Source organism: Streptomyces flaveolus, assembly GCF_000716535.1.
Lineage (GTDB): Bacteria > Actinomycetota > Actinomycetes > Streptomycetales > Streptomycetaceae > Streptomyces > Streptomyces flaveolus_A.
Map to the genome: position 1 here is coordinate 25058 of NZ_JNWV01000048.1, position 20894 is coordinate 45951.

Consider the following 20894-nt stretch of genomic DNA (forward strand, 5'->3'; position numbering starts at 1 on the left):
CCCGGCGAACGTCGCCTGGACGGTACCAGGCTGACCCGTGGAGGCCCGCGCGGGCCCGGCAGCGAGACGGCGGTTAGCGCCATGCGGTTCCCCCGGACGTCCCCTACCCGGCGCCCGTGCCGGCGATCCGGCGGGCGTGCGCCGTCCCAGGCCCCGCGCCCTCTCAGGCCGCGCGCTGCCTCCGGCGTGCTCCGTCTCCGGCCACGCGCCCTCTCCGGCCGTGCTCCGTCTCCGGCCGTGCTCCGTCTCCGGCCGCGCGCCCCGTCGTAGGGCCTGCCGGTCGCCCCGCCGTCCAGCGGGGCGGCGGGTGCGGCGGTACGACGACCACCCCCCGCACGCACCATCTCCGCACAGGGTGTGTTCAGAAGGCCCATTCCTCCAGGTGTGCGTCGGCCCGGCCGGGCAGCGGTCGCGCCACGGGCCGTGCGGAGCGGTGGGAGTGCACGTACGAGCGCCGCGGCGCGGCCGGACGGTCCGCTTCCGCGGCACGGCGCAGCTCGGCCGCGTAGGCCAGTACCAGGTCGTGCGCGCCGTACCGGTCATGGCCCCGGACGTCCAGCAGACGGGCGCGCACCAACTCCCCGGTAGCCGCGGCCGCCGCCTCCCGTGAGACACCGGCCGCCCTCGCCAGGGTGGCCGTGCCGATGTCGGAAGCCCGGTGCAGGGGCAGCAGGCGGAAGACCCGCTTGGCCTCGGCACCGAGTGTCCGGTAGGACCAGGAGAAGACACCGCGCACGGCGTTGGCGCTGTCGTCCTCGTCGAAGCCCCCGAGGCTGCCCTGCGCGGTGGCCAGTTCGGCGGCCAGCCGGGTCAGCGGCTGCTCGGGACGGCTCGCCGCGCGGGCGGCCACGAGGGCCAGGGCGAGGGGCAGCCGGCCGCAGCGCGCCACGATCTCCTCGACGACGGCCACGTCCACGTCGGTCCGCGCGGGAGCGACACGGCGGAGGAAGCCCGCCGTCGCCTCGGCCACCGAGGGCAGGTCCAGGGAGAGCAGCCGTGCTCCGTGCGCGGTGGCCAGACCGATCAGCCGGCTCCGGCCGGTCACCACGACCATGCACTCGGAGGCTCCGGGCAGCAGCGGCCGTACCTGGTCCGCGTCGGATGCGTTGTCGAGCACCACGAGCACGCGACGCCCGGACAGGACGCTGCGGAAGAGCGCCGACCTCGCCTCCGTGGAGGCGGGGATACGGTGCCGGGCCACGCCCAGGGCTTCCAGGAACCCGTGCAGCACTTCACCCGGGTCCGCGGGGTCGCCGTGTGCCGCGAAGCCGCCCAGATCCGTGTAGAGCTGCCCGTCGGGGAAGTCCGCCGCCACCCGGTGCGCGAAGTGGACAGCCAGTGCGGTCTTGCCGACCCCGGGGATGCCGTCGACGGCCAGGAGACGCAGGCCGTCGCCGACCCGGTGCGCGGTGTCCAGCGCCTCGCCGAGGGCTCGCTCGCGTCCGGTGAAGAACGGCAGGTCCGGTGGCAGCTGGGCGGGCTCGATCCACGGCGCCCGGGATCGCGGGAGCGGCGGTGACCCGGACCCGGTGGCCTGTACCCGGGGCTCGGCCGGCCCGCCACGCAGCACGCTCTGGTGAGCGGCCCGCAGCTCCGTCCCGGGGTCGACCCCCAGTTCCTCCGACAACCGGACCCTGATGGTCTGGTACTGCGTGATCGCTTCCGCCTGCTTGCCGTCCGCGGCCAGCACGAGCAGCAGGGACGCCTGGAGCGCCTCGTCGAGCGGGCGGCGGTCGGCGGCCCGCCGGACGGGCAGCAGGACGGAGCCGGCCCGGCCGCAGCCCAGGGCCGCGGTGGCCGCCTCGCACACGACCGGAGCGTATTCGTGCTCCACCATGGCGAAGGCCGGGTGCACCGCGGCGACGGCGCCCAGGTCCTCCGCGCAGTGGCCCTGCCACAGGTCCAGCGCCTCCAGGTACATGTCGACGGCCGCCGGGAGGTCGCCCGTGGCGGCCGTGGCGCGGGCCCGCCGGACGAGGTCGCGGAACCTGAGCAGGTCCAGACCGTCCGCGTCGACACGCAGCAGGTAGCTCCCCGCCTGCCGGACGAGCCACCGGCCCGACGACCTGATCGGCAGGCCCGGTTCCAGCAGCCGCCGTAGCGAGCCGACGTACCGGTGGACCGCGTTCACCGCGCTGACCGGTGGGTCGCCGTCCCACAGCAGGCCGATGAGTTCCGTCAGCGGGACGGGCCGTCCCGCGCCCGCCAGCAGCGCGGCGAGGAGCAGGCGTTGCTGGCGCGGGCCGAGCGGGAGTTCCTCCTCGGCCCGCCAGGCCCGCACCGGCCCCAGCAGCGTGAAACGCACGGCATGTGCGGGCCCCTGTTCTTCGTCGATGCGTAGACGCGGTGTCACGGGCATCGAGGCGTCCTCCTTTCACCGTCCGGACGGCTTCCCGGCAGCGGTCCGCCGCCTGCGCACCGGCGTACCCCTCCACGAGGTGGTGCTCCGTCCGGCGGCCACGCCGAAAAAGTAGGTCCGGGCCGCTCGGCGGTCATCAGTCGGTTGACTCACCGCGGTGGACGACACCCCGGACTCCCGCCACCGGGGCCGCCGCGGCCCCCGTGACGGCCCCGCGACCCGTGTCCCGGGAGGCCCGGCGGAGGTGTCGCCCCGACCCCCGCGCCCGTCGTTCCGCGCCCCGTCACGGCAGGAGGGGGGCAGGGTCGTCTGCATCGCGCCGCGGAGTGACTGGTCATTCGACTGATGCGTCCCTCCGTGACAGCCGCGAAGCTGGGACGGGGCGGCCGGTGTGTGACGCGCCGGCCGTCCCGCCCCACCGCTTGTGCACGGCCGAGGAGGACGAAGAGGGAATGAAGGGTGCGGAGGAACTCGTGGAAGACGTGGACCTGCTGGTGGTGGGGGGCGGCAAGGCCGGCAAGACGCTCGCCATGGACACCGCGCGGGCCGGTGGCAGAGTGGTGATGGTGGAACGGGGCATGATCGGCGGCACCTGTATCAACGTGGCCTGTATCCCCACCAAGACGCTGGTGACCAGCGCCCGGCTGGCCCGCAGGGCCGGCACCGCGGAGTCGCTGGGGATCCGGCTGGGGACGCCCCAGGTGGACCTGGAGCTGTTGCGCGCGCACAAGGACGGCGTCGTCTCCGACATGGTCGCGCTCAACCACCGGCAATTCCTGGACAGCGGCATGGACTTCGTCCTGGGCACCGCGCGCTTCGTGGCGGAGCGGACGGTGGACATCGCCCTCAACGACGGGGGCCGCCGTGTCGTGCGCGGCACCGACGTGGTGATCAACACGGGGACGACGCCGCACATCGCGGCCATTCCCGGGCTCGCCGAGGCGGAACCGCTGACCAGCGAGAGCATCATGGACCTGCGCCGCGTCCCGGACCGGCTCCTGGTCCTCGGCGGCGGTTACGTGGGCCTGGAGTTCGCCCACATGTTCGCCGCGTTCGGCAGCCGGGTGACGGTCCTGGAACGCGGCCCCCACCTGCTGCGGAGCGAGGACCGGGACATCGCCACGGCCCTGGCGGACTACCTCCGGGAGGACGGCGTCGAACTGATCACCGACGTCACGGTGAAGGAAGTGGTCCGGGAACGGGAGACGGTGCGGGTGCTGCTGGAGGACGGGCGGACCCTGACCGCCGACGACATCCTCGCGGCGACCGGCCGGGACCCCGTCACGCGCGACCTCGGCCTGGAGGCGGCGGGGGTGCGGACCGACGACCGCGGGTTCGTACGGGTGGACGACAGGCTGGCGACCGACGCCCCGCGCACCTGGGCGGTGGGCGACGTGGCCGGCAGCCCGCAGTTCACCCACGTGTCCCTGGACGACTACCGCATCGTCAAGGCCAACATCGACGGCGGTTCCCGCAGCGCGGCCGGCCGACTGGTGCCGTGGAACCTGTTCACCGACCCGGAGCTCGCCCGCGTCGGTCTCACCGAGGAGCAGGCCCGCGCCACGGGCCGTTCCATCAGGGTCGCGAAACTGCCGGTCAAGGCCATCCCGCGGGCGCGCACCCTGCGGGACACACGGGGTCTGTGGAAGGCGGTGGTCGACCGGGACACCGAGCAGATCCTGGGCGCCGCCCTGCTCGGCCCCGAATCGGCGGAGGTGCTGTCCGTGGTGCAGACGGCCATGTGGGCCCAGATGCCGTTCACCCGTCTGCGGGACGGCATGATCGCGCACCCGACCATGGCGGAGGGACTCAACGCGCTGTTCGCCTCCTGGGTGGACTGAGCAGCCGCGCCGGCCACCGCCCGGCAGCGACCGGAAACGTCTCCCCTTGCCGCCGGCATGCCGGGCAATTGTGTACGTCAGGGACGTCAGGACGGGACATCAGGGACTCAAGCGACCCAACTTCCGGATGCACCACGCGGCCGCGTGGGCCTCGCGCGCCCCGCCGCGCGCCACCGTCCCGTCAGGACCGGTAGCTCTCCACCTGGGACTGCGGCCGCACACGGGCCTCATCGGCATCCTCCCCGAACCCGACCCTGGCCCGCCGCTGCCGCAGCAGGTCCCAGCACTGGTCCAACTCCCGTTCGAGCGAACCGAGCCGGTCACGCTCCGCGGCGCGGTCCACGCCGCCCGCGGTGAGGGAGTCCCGCAGCCTGCGTTCCTCGTCCGCCATCTCCGTGATCCGGTGCAGGATGCGCTGGTCGGTTTCCATGGGTGTGGTCTCCTGGTTCATCGGGGTGTGGCGGCCCGGCCGCCGCGCCTCGGAACTCGGCCGGGTGACGACATGTCACCCGAGAAGGCGCGACGTGGGGTGCGGGGCGCCCTCGCCCCCCGATTCCTTCCTCCTCACCGTCCGGAGTGATCCGTTGTTTGACTTACCTGTTCGGACGGGAGCCGTCGCCGACGTGACCGTGTCACCCGGTACGCCGGTGTCCGCGCGTGTGCGCTACCCCCGGCTCACCAGCCGTGACGGCGTCGCGCCGGGGGCGGCGACGGGAGGCGTCGCGGGCGTGGTCCCGGTGCCGGACGCGTGGTCAGGTGTGCGCTCCGATGGCATCCCGGCGCGGCTGAGCGCGTCGTGGAGCTGGGTCCGGCTGCTGACTCCCAGCTTCGGGAACACCTGGTACAGGTGGAAGCCCACGGTACGGGCGGACAGCAGCAACCGCTCGCCGATCTGCCGATTGGTGAGCCCCGCCGCCGCGAGCCGCGCGATCTGCAACTGCTGCGGGGTCAGCCGCTCCACCGAGCCCGAACCGCCCTCCGCGTCCCGCACGGGCACCCCGCAGGCCCGCAGCTCGCCCGCCGTCCGCTCCGCCCACGGGTGCGCCTTCAACCGCTCGAACACCGTGAGAGCCCGCGACAGTTCGGCCCGCGCCTCGCTCATCCGACGCCTGCGGCGCAGCCACTCACCGAACTCCAGCGACACCACCGCCCGTTCGAACGGCCACTGCTCTCCCACCGGGTCCCCCACGACTGTACGGAACAGCCCTTCAGCATCCTCCCCCTCGCACAGCAACGCCCGTGCCCGCCCCACGATCAGCCGCAGGCGCGACGACATCCCCTCGCCCACCCACCGCTCCACCGCGTCGACCACCGCCACCGCTTCCGCCGGCCGCCCCACCCGGACGGCAGCGGCGGCCAGGTCCCCCACCCCGTAGAGGGAGCAGTGGTAGTGCACCGGCCGCGGCTCGGGATCCGCCGTGAACAGCCCCCGCAGCAACTCGAACTCCACCGCGTGATCGCCCTCGGCGGCGGCCACCGCCGCACGCACCATCGCCATGCGCACACCCAGGGCCCGGCTCTCCGACATGTCGAGCCCCCGCACGGCCCGCGCCATCAGCCCCCGGGCGTCCTCCCCGCGCAACGCCAGCACCATCGCGCTCACGTACACGGCCACCCACGCCGCCGGCTCCATCCCCTTCTCCTCCGCCACCCGCCGCGCGTCCTCGGCGGACTCGCACGCCGCCTCCCACGCCCCCGCGTCGAACTGTGCCAACGCCAGCGCCTGTCCCACCATGGCGCTGGAGCCTGCGGTCGTCACCGTGCGCAGACGTTCCATCACCCGGCTCAGCAACCGCACCCCCAGCGCCGTCTCGTCCAGCATCCAGGCCGCGCTCCCCAGCACGCTCAGCCGTCCGGGCACGTCGTCCGCCTCGGCCGCGGCGCGCTCCAGCGACGCCAGCGCACCGCGACGGTCGCCGAAGGGATCACTGCAGGCACGTGCCCACACCTGTTCGTACGGGCTGCCCACGTCACCCGGAATACGTGCCAGCAACCCCCGTGCCTGCCGGCGGAATGCCTCGTCACCGCTGCAGTAGAGAACCACCGCGCTGTGACTGACCGCGTCCAGCGCCGTCACCGGCGAGGCGTCCATCACGTCGGCGGCCAGCGGCAGCAGATGCGACAGCGCGGCCCTCTGCCGGCCCGTCGACGCCAGCGCCCACCCCCGGTGCAACGCCGCCTCGGCCAGCATCCCGGTGTCGTCCGTGGCCGCGGCCACCTCGCCCGTCAGCGCCTCGACCCACCACGGCTCGCCCGCGTGCGTGGCCAGTTCGCAGGCGTCCAGCAACCGCCGTGCCCGCGACCACCCCTGCTCGCTCAACTGCGCCGCGCGCTCCAGTGCCGCCGCCGCCACGCGATAGCCGCCCCGTCGGCGTGCCCGGTCCGCCGTCGCCACCAGCGCGCCCGCGACCGACTCGTCCGGTGCCAGGGACGCCGCGGCCAGATGCCACGCCCGCCGGTCGGGATCCTCCGCCAGCCCGTCGGCCAGCCGCAGGTGCACCTCACGGCGCTCCGCGAACGACGCCCTCCCGTACACCACGGACCGCATGAGCGGATGCAGGAACGCGACCCTTCCGCTCATCAGACGCACCAGTCCCGCGTCCTCCGCGGCCGCCCACGCCTCGGCGCCGCCGCCGGGCACCGACGCCGCCGCCGACAGCGCCGCCCGGATGTCCGGCCCGTCCGCGGCCGCCGCGAACAACAGCACCCGCCGTGTCGCCTCCGGCAGTCCGTCCAGCCGTTCCGCGTAGGCCTTCTCCAGCCGGGCCGGAACCGGGAATCCCGCCCCCACCGCCGTGTCCCACCCCGGGAAGCCCCGTTCCGCCGCGTCTCGCGCCAGCTCCACCAACGCCAGCGGATTGCCCGCCGCCAGCCGCAGCAGCTGCCCGCGCAACCGGCCCCGCGGAACCACGGGCTGCGCGTCCAGCAAGCGTCCGGCCGCTTCCTCGGACAAGGGCCCGACCGGAACCGGCTCGAAATCGGGCCACCCGGGTGCGCACGTGCCGTCGCCGCGCACCGCCGCCAGCAGGCCCACCGGTTCGCCGGCGAGGCGCCGTGCGACGAACAGCACGGTGTCCAGGGAAGGGTCGTCCAGCCACTGGAGGTCGTCCACGACGATCGTGACCGGGCGGTGGCTCGCGGAAGCCAGCAGCAGGTTCAGGGACGCGAGTCCGACGAGCAGCCGCCCGTCACCGCCGTCCGCCTCGGTGGTACGGGCGGACGCGTGTTGTATGCCGAGGGCGCGGGAGAGGGCAGCGCGCTGCGGAGCCGGCAGCTGGGGCAGGTGGTCCAGGGTGGGTCTCAGCAACTGGTGGAGGGCGCCGTACGCGAGTGTTCGCTCGGCCTGGCTGCCGGCGCAGCCGAGGACGGTCCCGCGGCGGCCCGCCTCCGCCCTCATGGCGTGCAGCAGCGTGGTCTTGCCCATGCCGGGCTCACCCACGAGGAGGAGGGCGCCCGCCTCCTCGACCCGCTCCGGGAAAAGGCCTCGCAGGACACGCGATATCTCCGGCTCGCGCCCGATGATCCCGTCCAGTGGGTCCTCGTCCCCGCGTCCACGGACCATTGTTCCTCCCGGCTCCTGGCAATTACCCGGAAGTTATCACGGAATACCGTAGGGCCGGGTTTTTCCTTTTCATGGGGAAGTCAAGAACGCGTCGCAGGTCGCCCTTCCGGGTAATCAAGAATTTCCGCAGAAAAAGCGAAGACATTCCAGATTGATTCCACAACCCGTCCGCGCGGGCGTGCCCGAGACATCGCGGGCGGGCTCCAGAGGCCGTCGCCGCCCTGCCGCACCGACCGGCCCAGCGGCGAGGGCGACTGCAAGGTGTGGCGGCCCTTCACGCGGCCGATACCAGTCGACCGACAGATGCGTCACCCGTCCGCCGGCAGCCACCATATGAGCGCCGGCAGGGGTAACCGCCCTCCGGCGTGGGAGGAACGTTGTCGTTGGTGGGCCGTACGTCCGAGTTGCGTGCACTGGAAGCGCTGCTGGTCGAGGCGGAGAACGAGGGAGCGGCGCTGCTGCTGCGAGGCGACCCCGGGGTGGGGAAGACCGCGCTGCTGGACGCCGTGACCGCCCGCGCCCGCTCCGGCGGGGCGCGCGTGCTCCAGATCGTCGGGGTCGAGAGCGAACAGGAACTTGCGTTCTCCGCGCTGCACCAGCTCCTCTATCCGCTGTTCGACCACCTCGCGGGGCTGCCGGCCTTCCAGAGCGGCGTGCTGGAACAGGCGCTCTCCATCCGTGAGGGCTCGGCGCCCGGACGCTTCGCCATCTCGGCGGCGGCGCTGGCGCTCCTCCAGGCCGCGTCCAGGCGGTGGCCCCTGTGCGTGGTGGTGGACGACGTGCACTGGATCGACCGTTCCAGCGCCGAGGTGCTGACGTTCATCACCCGCAGGCTCGGCAGTTGCCGGGCGGCCTTCATCATGGCCGCGCGCAGCGCGGCACACGGCTTCCTCGATCCCACGGGCCTGCGCGTGCTCGACGTCGGACCGCTGCCGGCCCCCGACGCGCTGACGCTGCTCGACAGCAGTCACCCGGGGCTGGCCGAGACGACCAGGCGGCGCCTGCTGGACGAGTCGGAAGGCAACCCGCTCGCGCTGGTGGAGCTGGCGAGCCAGCTCACCGAGGCCCAGCGGGACGGCGCCGAAGCCCTGCCGGCGAACCTGCCGCTCAACAGCCGGCTGGAGAGTGTGTTCGCCGACCGTGTCCGGCAGCTCGGCTCCGTGACACGTTTCGCCCTGTTGCTGACGGCCCTGGACGGAGAGCGCCCCGGCAATCTGGGGGACATCCGGGCGGCCTTCGGCGCGGGGGGCGAGGAGTGGGACGAGGGACTGCTGGAGACGAGCGAGCGCACCGGGCTGGTCCGTGTCGACCACGTCGCGGAGCAGGTCACCTTCCGGCACCCCCTGGTCCGCTCGTGCGTGGTGCACTTGTCCCCGGCCGGACGCCGCAGAGCCGCGCACCGTGCGCTGGCCGAGGTCCTGAAGGCGGAGCCGGAACGGCGTGCCCTGCATCTCGCCCACGCCGCGGACGACCCCGACGAGGCGGTCGCCGTCGAACTCACCCGTGCCGCGGAGCGGGCCGTGGCCCGTGGCGGCGCCGCGGAGGGCGCCACGGCGTACCGGCGTGCCGCCGAACTCAGCCAGGACCCCACCGAACGCGCCCGCCGCCTGGAGCAGGCCGCCTTCGCCGCCGGCATCGCCGGACTCCTGGGAACGGCCCACGAACTGGCCGGCCAGACCACGGAGTCACTGCGTGGCGCGGCAGCCGCGGGCTACGTGCAGTTCCACCGGGAAGGAGACATCGACGCGGTCTACCGCATCCTGCCCCCCGCCATGGAGGCGGCGCGCGGAAACACCGTCCCGACCGACGCGGACGCGTTCGACGACGCGTTCTACGTCCTGCTCAACGCGGCGGTGTGGGGCGGCCGTGCGGAACTGTGGCCACCCGTGTACCGCGCGCTAGACCGGGTCTCCGAGTCCGCGCGCATGTGCTTCGACTGCGTCGCCGACCCGGCGCGCACCGCTCATGACGTGCGGGAACGACTGGACAAGGCGACGGCCGCACTGTCCCCCGACACACCTCTGTGGCGTGTCACCTGGCTGATCTACACGGCCATGTACCTGGACTGCTTCACGTACTACGACGGCGTGTGGCGGGAGGCCGTCGGGCACCGGGCGTACGACAGCCTGCGCTTCGGCGTGGTGGCCAGGACCCACGAGGCGTTCATGCGGGGGGAGTGGGACAAGGTCCAGACGATCGCGTCCCAGGGTTTCGCGGACGCCACCGAGCACGAGTACCACCTCATCCACATCATCTTCACGTACGGGCTGGCCATGGTCGCGTCCGGCCGCGGAGACGAGGAAGCGCTGCGCCGGCACTGCGACACGATCACCGCGTGGGCCCAGCCGCGCCGCATGCAGCTGCTGATGTCCACCGTGAACGAGACCTGGGCCCGCGCCGCGGTCGGCCGCGGGGACTTCGAGGAGGCCTACCTGCTGACCTCCGCGCTGACCCCGCCGGGAGAACTGCCCTCGCACTTCCCCCACTTCTCGCGCGTGTTCCTGGACCTCGTGGAGTCCGCGATGCGCACCGGCCGGACCGAGGCGGCTCGCGCACACGTCGAAGCGGGCCGGCAGGCGCGTCTGGACGCCATCTCACCGCACCACGCGGTCATCCTCGCCGCGGCCGCCGCGGTCGCCGCGCCCGACGACGAGGCGGGCGCGCTGTACGAGGCGGCCCTCGCGGTCCCGGACGCCTCCCTGTGGACCTTCGAATACGGCCGTGTCCGGCTGTGGTACGGCGAGTGGCTCCGCCGGCGCCGCGAGTACACCGCCGCGCGCGTCCAGCTGAGCGTGGCGCTGGAACTGTTCGAGCAGCAGTTGAAGGCACCGCTGTGGGCGCAGCGCGCGCGGGACGAACTGCGCGCGGCCGGCGTGGGCGTCGGGGTCGCGGACGCCAGGACGGGCGTGAGGATGAGCGCACAGGAGCGCCGTATCGCGGAACTCGCGGCGAGCGGCCTGTCCAACAAGGAGATCGGCCGGCAGCTCAACATCTCGCCCCGCACCGCCGGCGCCCACCTCTACCGGGTGTTCCCCAAGCTGGGCATCACCTCCCGCGCCGCCCTGCGCGACGCGCTCAGATCCTTCGACGAGGTGAACGGCACGTGACGGCCGCGCCGACCGGGGCACTTGTGGATCGGCCTCGCCGGAGGAGGACTGGAGTCCCTGATCCGCACGGCCTCCTGGACCGAGATCACCGCGCTCATCGACTCGGCGGCCCCGCACGGCTTCATGATCTTCGAGAAGAACGCGGCGCACCCCCCCTCTTCCGCCGCGCCGGACACCGGGCGACCTGAGCTCGACCGGAAACTCGCCGCCCTCCTCGACTTCCTCGGTACGGACGTCCCGGACGAACTGCTGCGGAGCCGACCCGGACCGGTACCTTCGGCGCGTTCCGGCCCGCTTCTTCCCTGCCGTGTCCTGCGGCACGCTGTTCGGTCTGATCTTCTTCGTGCCGCCGTGGGCGCACGCAGCGGTGCGCTGGGCGGCTCGCTGGCCCACGCCGGCATCGACGACGACTTCGTCGGCGTAGTGCTCGCTCGTCGGCAGGCGGTCAGGTCGGGAGGATCAGCGCCTGGTTTCCATCCTGTAGAAGCCTGCCCACTACGGCAACCAACCAGGGAGCCCGAACCGGGGCCATCGGCTCGGGGCCGGTGTGGGAATCACGTATGCCCGCATTCTCGCCCGGCGAGGACCGGCCGTGGCCGTCTCAGAGCGTCGCGAGGTACTGGTGGACCGAGCGGACCGCGCTGGCGCCGTCGCCGACCGCGGCGGCGACCCGCTTCATCGAGGCCAGCCGCACGTCGCCGGCGGCGAATACGCCGGGCACGCTGGTCTCGTACGGCAGTGGCTCGCGCCCCAGTTCCTTCCAGCGCGGTCCGAGGTCCGCCGCCGGCAACTGCCGGTCCGTCGGCACGAACCCGTCCGCGTCCAGGACCACTCCACCGAGCCATGTCGTCGCCGGCCGGGCCCCGATGAAGCAGAACAGGCCCGCGCAGTCGATACAGCGTGCCCCGGTGCCCCCGTCCCGGGTGGTCAGGGACACTCCGTCCAGGTGCGGCCGGCCGTGCAGCGCCGTCACCTCGGTGCCGGTGAGCACGGTGATCCGCGGGTCGTTCACGATCCGTTCCACGAGGTACGCGGACATGCGGGCGCCCAGATCGGTTCCCCGTACCACCAGGGTGACCTCGGAGGCGTACCGGGCCAGGTGCAGGGCGGCCTGGCCCGCGGAGTTGGCGCCGCCGACCACCGCGACCGGCCGGCCGGCGACCGCGTGTGCCTCCAGGTCGGTGGCCGCGTAGTAGATGCCGCAGCCGGTCAGTTCCGCCCAGCCGTCGAGGGGGAGCGCCCGGTACTCCGCTCCGGTCGCGACGATCACCGCCCGTGTCTCGACGCGGGTTCCGTCCACCAGGGTCACGACGTGGTCGCGGCCCTCGGTGCTCAGCCCCACGACGCCGCACGGACTGGCGATGCGCACACCGAACTTCAGCGCCTGTACGGCGGCACGCGCGGTCAGGTCGGCTCCGCTGAGCCCGAAGGGGAAACCGAGGTAATTCTCGATACGTGCGCTGGTGGCGGCCTGGCCGCCGACGGCCACCCCGTCCAGCAGCACCGTCTCCAGCCCCTCGGAGGCGCCGTACACCGCGGCCGCCAGCCCCGCCGGACCTGCACCCACGACGGTGAGGTCGGCCGAGCCGCGTCCGGTACGGCGGTAGGCGAGATTGAGCTGCTGGCTCAGCACGCCCGGCGTCACACGGGGCGTCGCCTCGCGCGACGACAGCGCCGCGGGCAGGTCCTCCTCGGCGAGACCGGACGAGCGCATCGCGTCCGCACCCTGCGGGGAACCGCTGTCCAGCCACCGGTGCGGCACGCCCTGACGGTCCAGGAAGGTGCGCATGGCCAGGCCCTCGGCCGTTCCGGCGTCGCCGACGATCCGCAGCGTCTGCTGCGTCGCCTGGCGCAGCAGCCGGCGCCGGGCGAGGATCGCGCGCAGGAGCAGGTCGGACAGCTCGGTCTCCTGGGCCATCAGCCGGCGGAAGGCCGCGGGCCGCACCCGGTGGATCGTGCCGCCGGTGGCGACGCGTACGGTCAGCCCGCGCCGCTGTCCGGTGAGCAGGTTGAGTTCGCCGGCGAACTGGCCGGGGCCGTGCGTCATGAAGAGGTGCCCGTCACCGCCCTCCGAGGACGGGATGACCGCCTCCAGCGTCGCCGTCCCGCACAGGAAGAGGTCGACCGAGTCGTCCTCCACCTGGTAGAGGACGTCTCCCGCCCGGACCTCCTCGCGGGTCGCGTACCGGGCGGCCCGGGCGAGCTGTCCGTCGTCCAGCCGCACTTCGGCGGCGGTGGCGAGATCGTCGGGACGATCACCGATCTCGGGGAATGAGGTTGCCATGCCCGAAGAATGCCACCGGGTCACACCGCCGGGCGACGGATCGCCTCGTGTGTGCGGCTCCGGCGGCGCACATGTGCACGCGAGGACAGTTTCGCTGCACGAACGGCCCCACACGTCCGGAGTATGTTCGATGGTGCCCCCGGCAGCGGGGCACGTACATCCGAGGAGCGTGTTTCGTATGTCCGCCCGACCCGTGGTGCGGGGCCTGCACCACATCAAGATTCCCGTGTCCGATCTGGAGCGGAGCATCGCCTGGTACGGCTCCGTCCTGGGCGCACGTCGCATCCCGGAGTACGACCACGTCACCCGGGACGGGCAGCTGTTCGCCGTCATCCTCGACGTCCCCGGTGTGGACGTGCCCGTGGAACTGCGTCTCGACCCGGCGACCGCCGGACGGCTGGCCGGCTTCGACCCGCTGACCTTCACGGTGACGGGCCGGGCGGAACTCGACGGCTGGATCCGTCACCTCGACACGCTCGGCGTGCCCCACTCACCGGTCATCGTCGCCCTGGTCGGCCATCTCCTGGTGGTCTCCGACCCCGACGGTGTCCGGCTGCGGTTCTACACCGACGAGCCCCACGGACTCGGCCCCGCACACGTGGACTTCGCGTCCCCCTGGCTGCGCCCCGGCACCGCTCCGGCCACGGATGCCTGACCGGCGGTGAGATCCCCGGCGGCCGGGGGAGCCTCGTCGCTCACCGCCCCGCCGCTCACGACCCTGCCGCTCACCGCCCCGTCGCCGTGATCGGGTCGCCGTCCCAGAAGCCCGTCATCGCCCGCGCCGTCGCCCGGGGGCGCTCCACGTGCGGTGAGTGCCCCGTGTCCGCCAGGACGGTGTGCCGGGCGTCCAGCCGGCGTGCCATGTCCGCGAGCAGGGCCGGTGCCCAGGTGTCGTCCCGGTCGCCGTGCACCACGTCCACCGGCAGCCCGCTCAGCCCGGCCAGTTCCGCGGTCCGGTCGGGTTCCTCCAGCAGGTTCCGTCCGGTGGCCAGCAGCTGGGTGCGGCTGGTGCGCAGCCAGCGCGCGACGCTCCTCGGCGCCGGACGATGCGGCACGCGGTTGCCGCAGGGCCTGCCACACATGCTCCATCGTCATCGTGGTGAGTGGCCCGGTGAGCAGCTTCACCTGCGCTCCGCGTTGCTCCCTCACCCGCCCGGGCCTCGAGGACAGCAGCGTCTGGGACGCGAACGCCGAGGGTGCGGCGAGCGCGGCGCCCCGACCGCATCTGGCCGCCCATGGAATGGCCGGCCAGATGCGGTCGGGTGCCGAGCGCCTCGGCCAGCGCCACGACGTCCTGGCCGAGTTCCTCCCGCCGGTACGCCGTCGCGTCATGGCCGCCGTCCGTCTCGTTCTGGCCACGCAGGTCCACCGCGAAGGCCCGGTAGCCGGCCTCGGACAGCAGCGGCAGCAGCGGGAGGAAGTCCTCCTTGTCCTCGGTGTAGCCCGGCAGCAGGAGAACCCTGCCCCGGGCGGCCGGTACCGGCTCGGCACAGAGGGCGGCGAACACACCTCGACGGGTGCTCAGATCCCGGCGGATGAGGGGAGGAAGAGATGTGTATGTCCCGGCGTACAGCGTATGTTCGTTTCGCCGGACTCGTCTCGTCGACAGAGGACGCGGGCCCGTGCCGTGCCGGGCCCGCGACACCGCCGGCGGTCAGGCGTCCATCAGCGCACGCACGCGGTCGCTGTCCCGCTGGGCGCTCTCCCGTTCCTCGGACGTCGGCCGCTCCAGCCGTACCGGCACGTCCTTGTGGTGCGGCGTGCCGGCGATCGGGTCACGGTCGGTGGCGTCGGTGAGCAGGTTGATCCGCGGGCCATTGGTGACACGCCCACCGCGGCCGTCGGGGACCGACATGCCGAAACCGTGGGGCAGGGCCACCTGCCCGGCCCGCAGCGTCTCGTCGGCTTCGGCCAGCGCGACCAGGCGTCCGGTCCTCGACACCACGGCCACCCAGTCGCCCGGGGCGACACCGGCGGCGGACAGGTCCTCGGCGCGGGCGCGCAGCGCGCCGTCCGGGTCGGTCCTGCGCCAAGCGGGCGGGCGCAGGATCTGGTTGGCGTTGTGGCTGCGGCGCTGACCGTTGACCAGGGACAGCGGGAAACGGGGATCACGACGGTCGGCGGCCGGGTCCAGGGACGTGAGCCAGGTGAGCAGCTCCGGCACGGCGAGCGTGACGCGTTCGCTGCGCATCAGGCTCCACACCTCGTCGTAGTCGTGCGCGCTGAAGGCGAGACCGCTCGGTGACCGCAGGACGCGGTCGAAGAGTTCCTCGCCGAGCGCTGTCCCGGACGCCTCGCTGCCCAGCGCCCGTTGGACGGCGGGTCCCAGCCGGCGCGCGGCGGAGTGGCAGCCGGGCCACAGGACCGCCGCGGAGGCCGCGCCCTCGGGCAGTGTGCGGCCGAGCGTGCGGTACAGCAGCGCGGGGGCGGTGCCGGGGGCCTCGCGCAGGACGGCGGCGGCGTGCCGCAGCAGGTTCGGCCGGTCGGTGCGGGCCAGCTCCGTGAGCCGTTCGAGCTCCGCCCGGTCCGGCAGGGCGCCGAGCTCCTCCAGGAGCCGGGTGTAGATCTCGGCCTCCACCAGGGTGCCCGGCAGCGGGGCGAACAGCGGCCGGCGGAGCTGGAAGTAGTTCGTCGGCCACTCGAAGTCGAAGAACGTCCACTCCCACTTCTCGTGCTGCGAGGCCGCGGGCAGTACGTAGTCGGCCAGCGCCGCCGTCTCCGTGTAGGCGATGTCGACGACCACCGACAGTTCGCATGCCGCGAGGGCGCGCTCGACGGACGCCGTGTCCGCCGCGGTGTTGGCCGGATTGGACGAGTCCACCCAGACGGCACGGGCCCGGTGCGGATGGTCGGCGAGGACCTCTTCGGCCAGGGTGTTCATGGGCAGGTACCCGCCGATGTACTCGAACCCGGTGATCTGCGAGCGCTCCCCGCGGGACTCCTTCCACAGCGGGATCAGCCAGGAGTGCAGGGCGTTGGTGCCCGGCCGGCCGAAGTGCCCGGTGACCAGGTACAGCAGCTTCTCCAGGTAGCTGTTGAGCGTGGAGTTGCGCCCCTGCTGGACGCCCAGTTCGACGCGGACGGTCATCGCCCGCGCGGCCAGGATCAGCTCCACGGCCCGCTCCACCTCCGTCCGCTCCACCTCGGCGTGGGCGATCCACTCGTCCACGGGGATGCGCAGCAGGGCGTCGGCGACCTGTTCGTAACCCTCGGTGTGTGCCCGCAGGAACGCCTCGTCCGCGCCGCCGCGCCGTACGACGAGGGCGAGGATCGCCCCCAGCAGGTAGGCGTCGGTTCCGGGCCGCAACGGCAGGTGGACGTCGGCCACCTCCGCCGTCTCGGTGCGCCGCGGATCGATGACGATCATCTTCCGGCCGGGGTCGTTCTTGATGGCGTTCACCTCGTTGCGGGCACGGTTGAAGCCGTGCGCCATCCACGGGTTGCAGCCGATGGCGACCAGCAGGTCGCACTCCTCGACGCCCTCGGACGTGTGGCAGACCTGCCCGCCGAACAGTTTGCCGTTGACCCAGAAGTCCCCGGTCTTCTCCTGTGACAGGGCGCCGAAGAACCGTGTGGAGTTCATCCAGCTCATCAGCGCGTTCCCGTACGCGCCACCGGAGTGGTTGCCCTGGCCCCCGCCGCCGACGTAGGCGAGCGCCCCGGGGCCTCCCGGCTCGGTGGTGTCCCGGATGTCCCGCAGGCGCCGCGCGATCTCGGTCAGCGCGGTGTCCCAGTCCACGGGCTCGTGGCCGCCGTCGGGGCGGCGGCGCAGCGGGGTGGTGAGACGGTCCGGGTGGTCGCCGTACCACGTCAGCCGCTGCGCCTTCTGGCAGAGGTAGCCCCGGGTGCGCGGGTTCTCCTTGTCGCCGCGTACGCGGGTGATCGTATGCCCGTCGATCGCGACCTCAAGACCGCAGTTGACGTAGCAGAGGCTGCACGCTGTCTTGTGCCAGTCGGTCATACGTGTTTCCCGCTTCCGCGCCGGCCCCACACCGGGTGACGATCCGCTCGGCGAGCGGTGACGCCCGGGTGTCTGAGGGGTACACATTCCAGAGGACAGGGTTTCTTCACCGAACTGTCCTTGTCAAGGCGGTGATTTGCCGTGTTCCCGCGTGTGTCAGGCGCGGAGCGCCGCGGGCAGGTGCTTGCGTGAGGTGACGCCTGTCTTGGCGAAGACATGCGACAGGTGGCTCGCGACCGTGCGGTGGCTCATGCCCGGCTGCCAGCCGGTCCGCTGGTACGACAGCCCGCCGGCCGGGCCGTACCCGAAGCCTGGTGGGTCGTAAGCAAGTGCTTGCAGGCGCCGCCTGCGCGGGCAGGGGAGTGCGCCAGTGCTCTGGCGTGATCCTGCCGGGGAGCTCCGGCGCTCGCTGACCGGGGATGTCGCGGAGCCGGCCGGGCGTGCGCCGAGCCCATGGTCCGCCGCACATTCGCACACCGCCTCCGCGTGCCACTCGACGACCTGACGGCCCGCCGTCCGCGAGCGGTCGTCCCGGCCGGGTGTGCCGTCGGAGCACAAGGCGCCATCGGCTCGTCATCGGCCTCGCGCTCGACGGCGACGGTACGCAAACACCCCGGCTCCGTCGGGGCGCGCCCGACAGCGTGCCCCGACGGCCCTCCGTCCACGGTCCGGCTCTCACAGGGCGCCGTTGCGGATGGCGTAGGCCACCGCCTGCGTCCGGTTGCGCAGGCCCAGCCGGGTGATGACGTCGTGCAGCACGTTCTTGATCGTGCGTTCCGAGTAGTTGAGGCGCCCCGCCACCTCCGCGGTGCTCAACCCCTCGGCCAGCAGCCGCAGGACGTCCACCTCCCGGGCGGACAGGTCGGACGAGCCCGGCTGGTGCCCGGGCAGCGAGCGCAGGCGCTCGACCAGGGCGCGCACCAGGGTGGGCGGCAGCGGTGACTCCCCCCGCAGCGCCCTGCGGCTCGCCCGCACGATGTCGGCGTAACCGACCTCGCCGCGCAGCAGCACACCCACCACTCCGCGGTCGACCGCGTACCACAGGTGCCGCTCGCTGATCGAGTCCACCACCAGCAGCACCGGCAGCCCCCGCCCCTGGTCCGACCTGGCGACCTCCTCGACACGTTGGAGCGTCGCCAGGGAGACCTTGTGCGCCAGCACCAGCGCCACGTCCGCTCCGTGCCGGTCCTCCCAGGGCACCACGCGCACACCCGACGCCGTACGGAGGTAGGCCTGCGCGCCCTCCTCCGTGAGCACGTCGCTCGCCGTCACGGTGAGCGTCACCGGCCGGGCGTCCGGCTCCTCGACCCCTGCGGGGGCCCTCCTCACCGGCGCCTCCGGCACGGACGTCAGACGGAACCGGCCGGCCGAACCCGGACGCTCCCGCACCGGTGCCTCGACGGCACTTCGTGTCATGTGTGATCACCGAGTTCCTGCGATGCGCGGTCGAGTTCCCGCCGGGAGCTGATGCCCAGTCGCGGGAACACCTTGTACAGATGGGAAGCCACCGTCCGCGGCGAGACGGCCAGCTGGTCCGCGATCTCCTGGTCGGACAGCCCGCGGGCGGCCCTCCGGACGATCCGCAGTTCGTGAGCGGTCAGGGCGGAGCGCCCCGGGTCCCTGTGCGGGACGGCGCCCGGGCCGGGAAGACTCACGCCGACCGCCCGCAGTGCGGCACGCGCGGACTCCTGCCAGGGTGTGGCTCCCAGCCGGGTGAACACCTCCGTGACCTCGCACCCGTGGAAGGGGTCACGGGCACCGACCGCGATGGCCGCCATTAGGCCGACGGCCGTGCCCGGCGGACGGCTGGTGGCGAGCGTGACGGCCCGGACCGGGGCGGGTTCGAGCAGGTGGCAGTCGTCGACGACCACCGGGACGGGACCGCGCCGCGCCGCGGACGCCAGCACCTGCCGCGGGGCCGCGTCCGTCGACGGCGCGTCCGGAGCCGGATCTCCCCGCAGCGCCCTCCGCAGAGCCGCGCGCAGCGGGTCGGGCAGTCCGACGGCCAGGCCGAGCAGTTCATCGGCCAGGGGCTCGAAGGCGCCGAAGGCACCCCTGGCGCGCGCGTCGCCGCCCGGCACGCGCAGCACCCGCCAGCCGCTGCCGACCGCCCGGTCCGCGACGCTTCGCAGAAGCGTGCCCCTGCCGGTTCCGGCCTCGCCCCGCACCACCACCGCGGCACCCTGGCCCCGCGCGGCCCGGCCGAGGACGCGCCAGCAGGTGTCGAGGCCACCACCCCTGCCTGCCGCGTCGGCGTGCCGGGCGCTGTCCGGGGCCGAGGAGGGACGCGGGGCCGCGCCCGCCCACGTGCCGCGGTACGGGAGGGATGTGGTCGTCACCGTCTCGTTCCTCCCTTCGGCTCGGGCGTGCGTCGCCGATGAGGGACACCCGGCACACGAGCCGACACTGGCCGCGCCGCATGGGTGGGTGGGTGTCCGGCTTCATGCCGTGTCTCCGGTTCGTTCGCCGGCCTTCCCGCCCGTCGCCGAGGCCGCCGGGCCGCCGGCGGGACCGCACGACCAGGAGGGCGGGAACTTGCTCGCAGCGGGACCGTTCCGACCTGGACACGCGCGACGTCCCTGACATCTGTCATTCGACGTGGTCGACGACAGACCACGCGGGTGTTCCGCGCTCCCGCCCTCGCCGGCTGCGGACGGCTCGGCGGTGTGCCCGGGTGGCCCGCACCGCCGGATCGCGGGGTGGGCCACCGTGGCACCGGCGGTGACTACTTGGCGAGGAAGGTGAGGAGGGCATTGTTGACTTCTTCGGCGTGGGTCCAGAGCAGGCCGTGGGGGGCGCCGTCGATCTCGACGTAGTCGGCGTGGGGGAGGGCCTTGTGGAAGGGGCGGGCGGTGGAGTCGATGGGGAGGACGTTGTCGGCGGTGCCGTGGAGGATGAGGGCGGGGACGTCGATCTGGGGGATGTCGTTGCGGAAGTCGGTGGGCCAGCTGAGGGGTGCGGCCCAGGCGGCGTGGGCGCTGCCGCGGGTGGCGACGTTCCAGCTGTTGCGGACGGCTTCTTCGCTGATGCGGGTGCCGAGGTTGTCGGCGAGGTTGTAGAAGTCGTTGTAGAAGGTGGTGTAGTAGGCGTAGCGGTCGCTCCTGGCGGTGTCGGAGACGCCTTGGAAGAAGGCCTGGTCGCCGGCGCCGGCGGGGTTGTCGTCGGTCTTGAGGAGGAAGGGTTCGAGGGAGGCGAGGAAGGCGGCCTTGGTGATGCGGGCGGAGCCGTAGGTGGCGAGGTAGCGGGCGACTTCGCCGGTGCCCATGGAGAAGCCGACGAGGGTGGCGCCGTGGAGGTCGAGGGTTTCGATCAGGGTGTTGAGGTCGGCGGCGAAGGTGTCGTAGTCGTAGCCGGTGGTGGGCTGGCTGGACTGGCCGAAGCCTCGGCGGTCGTAGGCGATGACGCGGTAGCCGGCTTCGAGGAGGGCGGTGGTCTGCTTCTCCCAGGAGTGGCCGTCGAGGGGGTAGCCGTGGATGAGGACGACGGGTCGTCCGGTGCCGTGGTCCTCGTAGTAGAGGTCGATGTCGGTGGTGTTCTCCTGGCCGACGGTGATGTAGGGCATGGTGTGGCCTTTCGGGTGTGAGGCGGAGCGGGGGAACCGCACCGCCGGGCGACACACTCACCGTCTCCCGACAGTGGACACGGCCGAATCCGTCTAACGACTTAACTCCTCAAACCCCGGTCCACAGCGCGGCCCGCGCGGCAGGCGGCACACATGGTCCGCCCCTCGCGGTGCCCCGGGTGCCCGACGCCGACGAGGACGGACCCGGGTCCGTCGAA

Annotated in this window: 12 protein-coding genes and 1 pseudogene; 3 read left to right on the top strand and 10 right to left on the bottom strand. The window is 73.1% G+C overall.

The window, feature by feature from the left end; genetic code table 11:
* Positions 1-361 precede the first annotated feature (361 nt).
* Positions 362-2359 carry an AfsR/SARP family transcriptional regulator gene (locus OO52_RS39590; protein WP_030655877.1) on the bottom strand — a complete coding sequence of 666 codons (1998 nt, stop codon included), beginning with the start codon at positions 2357-2359 and terminating at the stop codon, positions 362-364.
* 452 nt (positions 2360-2811) lie between these two features.
* Between OO52_RS39590 and OO52_RS39595 the strand changes: the two genes are divergently transcribed.
* Positions 2812-4200, top strand: coding sequence for a dihydrolipoyl dehydrogenase family protein (locus tag OO52_RS39595; protein ID WP_030655879.1), 1389 nt, complete (start codon positions 2812-2814; stop codon positions 4198-4200).
* Positions 4201-4381: 181 nt separating this feature from the next.
* On the opposite strand, the gene OO52_RS39600 is transcribed toward OO52_RS39595, so the two are convergent.
* Together OO52_RS39600 and OO52_RS54100 are read right to left on the bottom strand one after the other, a co-directional pair.
* Entirely contained in the window at positions 4382-4630 is a 249-nt protein-coding gene (locus tag OO52_RS39600; RefSeq protein ID WP_030655881.1) for a DUF2630 family protein, read from the bottom strand.
* Positions 4631-4864: 234 nt separating this feature from the next.
* Positions 4865-7762 (bottom strand): ATP-binding protein, encoded by a 2898-nt coding sequence (locus OO52_RS54100; RefSeq protein ID WP_030655883.1) that lies wholly within the window; start codon positions 7760-7762, stop codon positions 4865-4867.
* Between the two features lie 386 nt (positions 7763-8148).
* Here OO52_RS54100 and OO52_RS39610 point away from each other — a divergent pair, with 386 nt between their 5' ends.
* Positions 8149-10869, top strand: coding sequence for an AAA family ATPase (locus OO52_RS39610; RefSeq protein WP_234337900.1), 2721 nt, complete (start codon positions 8149-8151; stop codon positions 10867-10869).
* A 601-nt stretch (positions 10870-11470) separates the two neighbouring features.
* On the opposite strand, the gene OO52_RS39615 is transcribed toward OO52_RS39610, so the two are convergent.
* Positions 11471-13153, bottom strand: coding sequence for an FAD-dependent oxidoreductase (locus tag OO52_RS39615; RefSeq protein ID WP_030655888.1), 1683 nt, complete (start codon positions 13151-13153; stop codon positions 11471-11473).
* A gap of 178 nt (positions 13154-13331) precedes the next feature.
* On the opposite strand from OO52_RS39615, the gene OO52_RS39620 reads away from it, so the two are divergent.
* A complete protein-coding gene (locus tag OO52_RS39620; RefSeq protein WP_030655890.1) occupies positions 13332-13808 on the top strand; it encodes a VOC family protein in 477 nt (158 codons plus the stop codon).
* A gap of 70 nt (positions 13809-13878) precedes the next feature.
* On the opposite strand, the gene OO52_RS54380 is transcribed toward OO52_RS39620, so the two are convergent.
* The 6 genes and pseudogenes from OO52_RS54380 to OO52_RS39650 form a co-directional block, all read right to left on the bottom strand.
* Positions 13879-14208: an alpha/beta fold hydrolase gene (locus tag OO52_RS54380; protein WP_324608322.1), complete on the bottom strand. Its 330-nt coding sequence runs from the start codon at positions 14206-14208 to the stop codon at positions 13879-13881.
* Between the two features lie 107 nt (positions 14209-14315).
* Positions 14316-14798, bottom strand: a pseudogene (locus tag OO52_RS54385) (alpha/beta hydrolase); the annotation flags it as partial.
* Positions 14799-14807: 9 nt separating this feature from the next.
* Entirely contained in the window at positions 14808-17114 is a 2307-nt protein-coding gene (locus OO52_RS39630; protein WP_030655893.1) for a molybdopterin-dependent oxidoreductase, read from the bottom strand.
* 675 nt (positions 17115-17789) lie between these two features.
* Entirely contained in the window at positions 17790-18530 is a 741-nt protein-coding gene (locus OO52_RS39640) for a helix-turn-helix transcriptional regulator (protein ID WP_037630699.1), read from the bottom strand.
* Positions 18527-19453, bottom strand: a complete 927-nt coding sequence (locus tag OO52_RS39645) for a helix-turn-helix transcriptional regulator (protein WP_030655897.1) — start codon at positions 19451-19453, stop codon at positions 18527-18529. Before OO52_RS39645 ends, OO52_RS39640 begins: the two co-directional genes overlap by 4 nt.
* Before the next feature lie 386 nt (positions 19454-19839).
* On the bottom strand, positions 19840-20676 hold the full coding sequence (locus OO52_RS39650; protein WP_030655899.1) for an alpha/beta fold hydrolase: 837 nt from the start codon (positions 20674-20676) through the stop codon (positions 19840-19842).
* Between the last annotated feature and the right edge of the window lie 218 nt (positions 20677-20894).